At 73.1% G+C, this 8038-nt stretch carries 8 protein-coding genes; 6 read left to right on the plus strand and 2 right to left on the minus strand.

Annotated elements, in window-relative coordinates; genetic code table 11:
* Positions 1–84: 84 nt before the first annotated feature.
* Positions 85–1116 carry an LLM class flavin-dependent oxidoreductase gene (locus tag ABZ070_RS33545; RefSeq protein WP_356639511.1) on the minus strand — a complete coding sequence of 344 codons (1032 nt, stop codon included), beginning with the start codon at positions 1114–1116 and terminating at the stop codon, positions 85–87.
* A gap of 38 nt (positions 1117–1154) precedes the next feature.
* Positions 1155–2171 carry an acyltransferase domain-containing protein gene (locus ABZ070_RS33550; protein WP_356639513.1) on the minus strand — a complete coding sequence of 339 codons (1017 nt, stop codon included), beginning with the start codon at positions 2169–2171 and terminating at the stop codon, positions 1155–1157.
* Between the two features lie 208 nt (positions 2172–2379).
* Between ABZ070_RS33550 and ABZ070_RS33555 the strand changes: the two genes are divergently transcribed.
* The 6 genes from ABZ070_RS33555 (at position 2380) to ABZ070_RS33580 (ending at position 7949) form a co-directional block, all read left to right on the plus strand.
* Positions 2380–3426: a ketoacyl-ACP synthase III family protein gene (locus ABZ070_RS33555; protein WP_356639515.1), complete on the plus strand. Its 1047-nt coding sequence runs from the start codon at positions 2380–2382 to the stop codon at positions 3424–3426.
* Positions 3427–3502: 76 nt separating this feature from the next.
* Entirely contained in the window at positions 3503–3757 is a 255-nt protein-coding gene (locus tag ABZ070_RS33560; protein WP_356639517.1) for an acyl carrier protein, read from the plus strand.
* The gene (locus ABZ070_RS33565) at positions 3754–5028 is read left to right on the plus strand and encodes a beta-ketoacyl-[acyl-carrier-protein] synthase family protein (protein ID WP_356639519.1); all 1275 of its coding nucleotides are present in this window, start codon (positions 3754–3756) and stop codon (positions 5026–5028) included. Before ABZ070_RS33560 ends, ABZ070_RS33565 begins: the two co-directional genes overlap by 4 nt.
* Positions 5025–6233, plus strand: a complete 1209-nt coding sequence (locus ABZ070_RS33570; protein ID WP_356639521.1) for a ketosynthase chain-length factor — start codon at positions 5025–5027, stop codon at positions 6231–6233. Before ABZ070_RS33565 ends, ABZ070_RS33570 begins: the two co-directional genes overlap by 4 nt.
* On the plus strand, positions 6230–7486 hold the full coding sequence (locus tag ABZ070_RS33575) for a glycosyltransferase (protein WP_356639522.1): 1257 nt from the start codon (positions 6230–6232) through the stop codon (positions 7484–7486). The genes ABZ070_RS33570 and ABZ070_RS33575 overlap by 4 nt, the downstream gene beginning before the upstream one ends.
* 16 nt (positions 7487–7502) lie before the next feature.
* On the plus strand, positions 7503–7949 hold the full coding sequence (locus ABZ070_RS33580) for a nuclear transport factor 2 family protein (protein ID WP_356639524.1): 447 nt from the start codon (positions 7503–7505) through the stop codon (positions 7947–7949).
* Positions 7950–8038: the final 89 nt, after the last annotated feature.

Raw genomic sequence — 8038 nt, forward strand, 5'->3', positions numbered from 1 at the left:
CACCGCGGGCGGTTCCTCGGGTTTTTGTGCACGGGGCGGGGGCCGGGGGCCTTTTTCTGTCCGGGATGTGGCCGGCGCGGGTTGTCAGGTGCGCAGGCCGGCCTTGTCGAGGGCCTGGGCGGCGGCGGCCAGGGTGTGTGCGCGGGTCTCGAGGGAGGTGTCGTTCGCGGAGATGAGGACGCTGAGGGTGGTGACGCCTGCCTCGGCCCAGGCGTGCAGGCGGTCCGCGATGCGGGCGACGGGGCCCAGCAGGGCGGTGGCGTCGATGAAGTCCAGGGGGATCGCGGCCGCGGCGCCGGGCCGGTCGCCTGCGGCGAGGCGGGTCTGGAAGGTGTCGATTCCGGCGTCGAAGCCCATGCGGCGGGCGAGTTGGCAGTAGAAGTTGTCGGCGCCGCCGATGGCGAGCAGGTGGGTGTAGTGGGTGCGCAGCGCGGTGGCGGCCTGCGCCCGGTCGTCGGCGACGGAGACGGCGACGTAGGGGATGACCTCGAAGCCGTCGAGGGTGCCTCCGGCGCGTTCGCGGCCGGCGGCGAGCTGGGTGAGGGAGTCGGCGACGAGCCGGGGGGTGGTGAAGCCGCTGACCCAGCCGTCGGCGATCTCCCCGGCCAGGCGCAGGCTCTGCGGGCCGACCGCGCCGAGGTAGAGGGGGACGGGGTTCTCGGGGCGTTCGGTGAGGATGGTCAGCGGGGCGCCGCCGAGGCCGTGGGCGGGGAGCCGGTAGTGCGTGCCGTCGTAGCGGACGGGGCCGCCGGTCAGGGCGCGGCGGACGATGTCGACGTATTCGCGGGTGCGGCCCAGGGGGTGGGCGAAGTCGACGCCGTACCAGCCGTCGGAGACGTGTGGGTTGGACACGCCGAGGCCGAGGCGGAAACGGCCGCCGCTCAGGGCGTGGAGGGTGGCGGCGCTCAGGGCGGCGGCGCCGGGCGGGCGGGCGGGGATCTGCATGATGCCGGAGGCCAGGCCGATGCGGCTGGTCTGTCCCGCGGCCAGGCCCAGGACGCTGACGGCGTCGGATTTGAGGCCTTCGGCGGCGAACGCGACGTCGTAGTCGAGGCGTTCGGCCTCGCGGGCCAGTTCGCCGGCTCCCTGGTAGGGGAGGTTCACTCCCAGGCGCATGAGCGGTGTCCTTCTGGTCGCAGGGTCGGGGCCCGGGGTCAGGCCGGCTGGGGGGCGGGGGCCGGTGCCGGGGTGGTGGTGTGCAGCAGGTCCCGGACGTGGGCCGCGTTGCGCAGGTCACCGTCCGGGGTGCGGGAGCGGGCGGGCAGCAGCGCGGTGGCGGCGTGGTGGCCGAGTTTCACGGCCGGGTGGCGGCAGGCGATCGTGGTGAGCCCCTTGCCGGGTCCGGTCTCCACCAGCAGGTGGCGGCCGGTGGACAGGAGCTTGTCGAGTGTGGGCCAGAAGTGGACGGGGGCGACGGGGTGGCTCGCCCACAGGGCCGGGTCGGCGACGGTGTCCGCTTCCAGCCGGGTGCGGGTGAAGGCGGACCACAGCGGGATGGCCGGCGGGCGGGCGGTGATCTGCCGGTACAGGGTCAGGTCCTGGAACAGGGGTGCCAGGACCGGGCTGTGGAAGGGGTGGTGGGCGGCCACCGGCAGGGTGGTGATCCCGGCGTCGCGCAGGTCGGCCGCGATGGCGTCCAGCGGGCCGGTGAGGCCGGCGAGGACGGTCTGGCGGGGGGCGTTGAGGGCGCCGATGGCGATCTGGGGGTGCCGGGCGAGGAAGGGGCGTACGTCGTCGGGGGTGCCGGCGACGGTCAGCAGCCCGCCGGGTTCGGTGGGGGCGATGCGGGCGACCCGGTCGCGCATGACGGCCACCGCGTCCTCGAGGGTGAACACGCCGGCCAGGGTCGCGGCGGCGAGTTCGCCGACGCTGTGGCCGAGGAGGGCCGCGGGGCGTACGCCCCAGGACAGGATCATGCGGCCGAGCGCGTAGTCGAGGGTGAACAGCAGCGGCTGGGCGCGGCGTACGTCGTCGATGCCGATGGACGGCTGGTCGCCGAGCCAGTCGGCGCGCAGCCGGCGGCCGTCGTCGAACAGGGCGAGGCACTGGTCGACGGCGTCGGTGAAGGCGGGGTCGCTGTCGTAGAGTCCGGCGGCCATGCGCGGGTACTGCGCGCCCTGGCCGGGCAGCAGCAGCACCGCGTCCCGGGGCGCGTGGGGCGGGCTGTCCATGCGCGGGCCCTTTCCTCGAGTGCGGTGTGCGGCGGGTGGTCGGCGCCCAACCTGCCCGGTGTGCGTGGAGGTTCGCTCGAGGACCGGTCCATCGCCGGTGGGGGCGCGGTGGGTGTCCGAGTGCGGCTCGAGGGCCGGTCCACTTCGCGCGGCGAGGCTCGGCGGCCGGTGCCGGTGGCGGTGCCGGGATGTCAGGGAGGATGCGACGGTGCGGTGGGACGACGTCTATCTGCGCGCGTGCGCCACACAGCTGCCGGCGGTGATGCCCGCCGAGGTGGCGGTCGGCCGCGGCCTGATCGACGCGGTGTCCGTGAAACGGATGCAGAGCAGCGGTGTGACGGTCGGGGACCAGAGCCCGCCGGACATGGCGGTCGCCGCGGCCCGCAGGGCCCTTGGGCGGTCGGGTGTGGTGCCGGACGACATCGCGCTGATCCTGCACGCGTCCCTGTACCACCAGGGGTACGACATGTGGGCTCCGGCGTCGTACGTGCAGCGGCTGGGGGTGGGCAACCGGTGCCCGGCGATGGAGGTGCGCCAGACGTCGAACGGCGGCATGGCCGCCCTCGAGCTGGCCGCCGCGCATCTGACCGCGACCGGCGCGCCCGCCGCGATGATCACTACGGCGGACCGGTTCTGCGCACCGGGCATCGACCGCTGGCGCACCGATCCGGGCACGGTCCTGGCGGACGGGGCGACGGCCGTGGTGGTGGCCCGCGGGCAGGGTTTCGCGCGTCTGGTGTCGCTGGTGCTGGTGTCGGAGCCGGGCCTCGAGGAGATGCACCGGGGCGAGGACCCGCCGGGTGACGCGCCGCTGGCGGTGCGCAGCCCGGTCGACTTCGAGGCGACGACGCGGGTGTATCTGCGGACCCCGGAGGGTCAGCGGTCGGTGGCCCGGATGGCGAACGCGCAGAGCGAGACGATCGAGCGGGCGCTCGATGAGGCCAAGGCGCAGCAGGCGGACATCGACGTCTTCGTGCTGCCGCATCTGGGGCGCCGCCGGCTGGATGTGAACTTCTTCCGCCGTTACGGCATCGACCCGGAGCGGACGCTGTGGTCCTGGAGCCGCGGGATCGGGCATCTGGGCGCCGGGGACCAGTTCGCGGGACTGACGCATCTGGTGGAGAGCGGGCGCGCGGAGCAGGGCATGCGGGCGCTGGTGCTGGGGGTGGGCGGTGGCTTCACCTGGTCGGCCGCGGTCGTGGAGTTCACCGATGTGCCGGCCTGGCCGTCCGTCGCCGCTCAAGCGGACCTGTAGCGCTGCGCCGCACAGTCCGGAAGGTATGCCGCCGCCCCGCCAACCGGGGCCGGCTCACGAGAGGGAGAAGATTTTCATGACCATCGATGATCTCCGCAGGATCCTCGTCGAGTGCGCCGGTGAGGACGAGACCGGGAGCCTGGACGGGGACATCCTGGACACCCCGTTCGCCGACCTCGGTTACGACTCGCTGGCGCTGATGGAGACCGCGGGCCGGATCAAGCAGGAGTTCGGTGTGGTGATCGCCGACGAGGACATCGCGACCATGGAGAGTCCGCGGGTCCTGCTCGACACTGTGGCGGACCTTTCGCGGTCCGTCGCCGCCGCATGAGCGGGCGGCGCCGGACGGTCATCACGGGGATCGGTGTCCTTGCCCCCGGCGGTGTGGGCAAGGACGCGTTCTGGGACCTGCTGACGGCCGGCCGCACCGCGACCCGCCGGATCGCCGCGTTCGACCCGTCCGAGTTCCGCTCGCAGGTCGCCGGCGAGGTCGACTTCGACGCGGCGGCGCACGGCCTGAGCCACCGTGAGATCCGCCGCATGGACCGTGCCTCGCAGTTCGCCGTCGCCACCGTGCGCGAGGCGCTCGCGGACAGCGGCCTCGACCTGGACGCGCTGGACCCGGCGCGGACCGGGGTGAGCGTGGGCACCGCGATCGGCGCGGCCACCAGCCTGGAGCGGGAGTACCTGGTGCTCTCCGACACCGGCAGGAACTGGCTGGTCGACCAGGACTACGCCTCCCCTCATCTTTTCGACTACTTCACGCCGGCGACGATCGCCGGCGAGGTCGGCTGGGACGTGCGCGCGGAGGGGCCGGTCAACACCGTGTCCACCGGCTGCACATCGGGCATCGACGCGGTCGGCAACGCCCATCAGCTGATCGCCGAGGGCAGCGCGGACGTCGTGTTCGCGGGGGCGACGGAGGCGGCGATCACGCCGCTGGCGGTCGCCTGCTTCGACGCGATCAAGGCGACGACGCCGCGCAACGACGAGCCGGCCACCGCGGCGCGCCCGTTCGACGCGACCCGCAACGGGTTCGTCATCGCCGAGGGGGCGGCCATGTTCGTCCTCGAGGAGGAGGAGCACGCCCGGCGGCGCGGGGCGAGGATCTACGGCGAGATCGCCGGCTACGCCAACCGCTGCAACGGCTACCACATGACGGGGCTGAGCCCCAAGGGCCGGGAGATGGCCGAGGCGATCGGCGCGGCGATGGACGAGGGCCGCGTCGAGCGCGACGGCCTGGACTACATCAACGCACACGGTTCGGGCACCCGGCAGAACGACCTGCACGAGACGGGCGCGTTCAAGCGGGCGCTGGGCGAGCACGCGTATGCGACGCCGGTCAGCTCGATCAAGTCGATGATCGGGCACTCGCTCGGCGCGATCGGCTCCATCGAGATCGCCGCCTGCGCGCTGGCGATCGAGCACGGGGTCATCCCGCCGACGGCGAACCTGCACGAGAAGGACCCCGAGTGCGACCTCGACTACGTGCCGGTGACGGCGCGCGAGGCGCGGGTCGACACGGCGTTGACCGTCGGCAGCGGCTTCGGCGGGTTCCAGAGCGCGATGGTTGTGCGCAGGCTGCAAGGAGCGACGCGATGACAGTGGTGTTCACCGGCCTCGGTGTCATGGCCCCCAACGGTCAGTCCACCGAGGAGTTCTGGACGGCGACGCTGGAGCAGCGCAGCGGCATCGGCCCGCTCGAGCGGTTCGACGCCTCCGGCTACCCCTCGCGGCTGGCCGGGCAGATCCGTGACTTCAAGGCCGCGCAACTGCTGCCGGGCCGGCTGCTGCCGCAGACCGACCGGGTGACCCGGCTGGCGCTGGTGGCCGCAGAGGCGGCGATCGAGGACGCGGGCATCGACCTGTCGTCGGTGCCCGACCTCGACATGGGCGTGATCTCCTCCAACGCGCACGGCGGCTTCGAGTTCACCCACCGTGAGATCCAGAAGCTGTGGACCAAGGGGCCCGAGAGCGTCAGCGTGTACGAGTCGTTCGCCTGGTTCTGTGCGGCGAACACCGGGCAGATATCGATCCGCCACGGCATGCGCGGCTCGGGCAGTGTGCTGGTGGCCGACCAGTCGGGCGGTCTGGACGCGCTCGCGCTGGCGCGGCGCACCATCCGCCGTGGCACGCCGCTGACGATCGCGGGCGGCGTGGAGTCCTCCTACGACCCGTGGGGCTGGGTGTCGCACCTGGCGACGGGCCGGATCAGCGAGGTCGACGACCCGCGGCGCGCGTTCCTGCCCTTCGACGCGGCGGCCGGCGGGTACGTGCCGGGCGAGGGCGGCGCGTATCTGGTCCTGCAGGACGCCGAGGCGGCCCGCGCCCGTGAGGGCGCCACCGTGTACGGCGAACTCGCCGGGCATGCGGCCACGTTCGATCCCCGGCCGGGCTCGGGCAGGCCGCCGGCGCTGGCCGCCGCGATCCGCGGCGCGCTGAAGGACGCGCGGGTCGCGCCCGGTGAGGTGGATGTGGTGTTCGCGGACGCGAGCGGCGTGCCGGAGCTGGACCGTGTCGAGGCCGACGCGCTGGCCGAGGTGTTCGGTCCGCGGGGTGTGCCGGTCAGTGCGCCCAAGGCTTTGACGGGGCGGCTGTATGCGGGCGGGGCGCCGCTGGATGTCGTGGCCGCGTTGCTGTCGCTGCGCGACCAGGTCATCCCGGCCACCGCGCACGTCACCGATGTGCCGGACGCCTACCGGCTCGACCTGGTGACGGGCCGGCCGCGGTACACCGAGCTGCGCACCGCGCTGGTCGTGGCCCGCGGCAACGGGGGCTACAACTCGGCGATGGTGGTGCGCTCATGAGGATCCTGTTCGCCGCAGCGCCCGGCTACGGGCTGATGCTGCCGCTGGTTCCGCTGGTGTGGGCCGCGCGGGCCGCCGGGCACGAGATCCTGGTGGCGACCACCGCCTATATGACGAAGGTCGGGGCGGAGTCGGGGCTGCCGATCGCGAACGTGTTCCGGCAGCGGGACGTGGGCGCGGACCTGATGCTGGCCGCCGCCGGCAAGGCCCCCGAGCAGGGGTCGGCCGACTTCGACGACCCGCAGCTGCCCACCGGCTACTGGGAGCTGGCCCGCCGGCTCAAGCCGTTCGAGCTGTTCACGCTCGCCTCCACCCAAGGCACCCTCGAGGCGGGCCGCGACTTCGGCGCCGAGCTGATCGTCTACACCTCCGACCACCAGGCCGGGCGGATGGCGGCCGTCGCGCTGGGCATCCCGGCCCTGGAGGTCGGCAACCGGGTCTCGTGGTCGATGCGGGACCCGGAGGTGACCGGCACGTCCGGCCACAACGACCGCAGCGGGATCGTCGCCGACGACTCTGCCGTGGTGCAGGCGCTGCGTGCCGAGCTCGGCATCGGCGACCGCGAGCCGGACCTGATCGCCCGGATCGACCCGCGGGCGCCGAGCATGGGCGGCCTGGAGCGTGACGAGCCGGACGCCCGCGACAGCGTCCCGTGGTGGCCGATGCGGTACGTGCCGTTCAACGGCGGGGTGGAGCTGCCCGCATGGGCGCTGGCCCGGCCCGCGCGGCCGCGGATCTGCCTGACGCTGGGCACCGTCACCCCGCTGCTGTCGGACGGCGGCGCGCTGGCGTCGCTGCTGCGCGGGCTGGGCGAGCTGGACGTGGAGGTGATCCTGGCCGACCACTCCACGGACCTGTCCAAGCTGGGCGAGCTCCCGGACAACGTGCGGGTCGCCGGCTTCCTGCCGCTGTCGACGTTCCTGTCCACCTGTTCGCTGGTGGTCCACCACGGCGGCTCCGGAACGATGGCCAGCGCCCTGCACTACGCGGTGCCGCAGCTGATCCTGCCCGGCGGCTCCGACAATCCGCTGGTGGCCCGGCGGGTGGTGGACCGCAAGGTCGGCCTGATGCTGGATCCGGCCGAAGCGGACGGACCGCGGCTGCGTGCCCTGGTCCAACAGCTGCTCACCGAGCCTGCGTTCGCCGACGCGGCCGCCGAGGTGAGCGCGGAGATGGCCCGCCAGCCCAGCCCCGCACAGGTCTTGGAGCGGGCCGTGCGGTCCGCGACGAAACGCACCCCCATGACGTCTTGACCTTCAGGAGATTCCCGTGAGCAGCCCGACCCTGGCAACCGTCGACATCAACAAGATCTACGCACAGGTGCAGCAGTTCTACGCCGGCCAGGTACGCCACCTGGACACCATGCGGGCCGAGGAGTTCGCCGGCTCGTTCACCGCGGACGGTGTCTTCGACCACCGTCCGGGCGCCGACCCGCTGGTGGGCCGGAAGGCGATCGCCGCCGCGATCCGCGAGTACCAGACGACCCGCCACGCAGCCGACCCGGTGCAGCGCCGCCACTGGTTCAACATGCTGCAGGTCTTCCCCCAGGACGACGGCGCACTGCGCACCGAGTACTACGCGGTGGTGCTGCAGACCCGGCCGGGTGTCTCGGAGCCGATGGTCGGCCCGAGCTGCTTCGTCACCGACACCCTCGTCTTCGAGGACGGCGAGCTGCGCACCCGATTCCGCAAGGTCAGCCCGGACTACGTGGTCTGACCGGCCCACCACGAAGAGGTGCCGGGGATGCGGAACTGCAGCTCGACGTACTTGCTGAGCCACTTGTCCTCGTCGAGCTCGTCGTTCTC

This window comes from Streptomyces sp. NPDC006283 (assembly GCF_040613325.1).
Classification (GTDB): Bacteria; Actinomycetota; Actinomycetes; order Streptomycetales; family Streptomycetaceae; genus Streptomyces.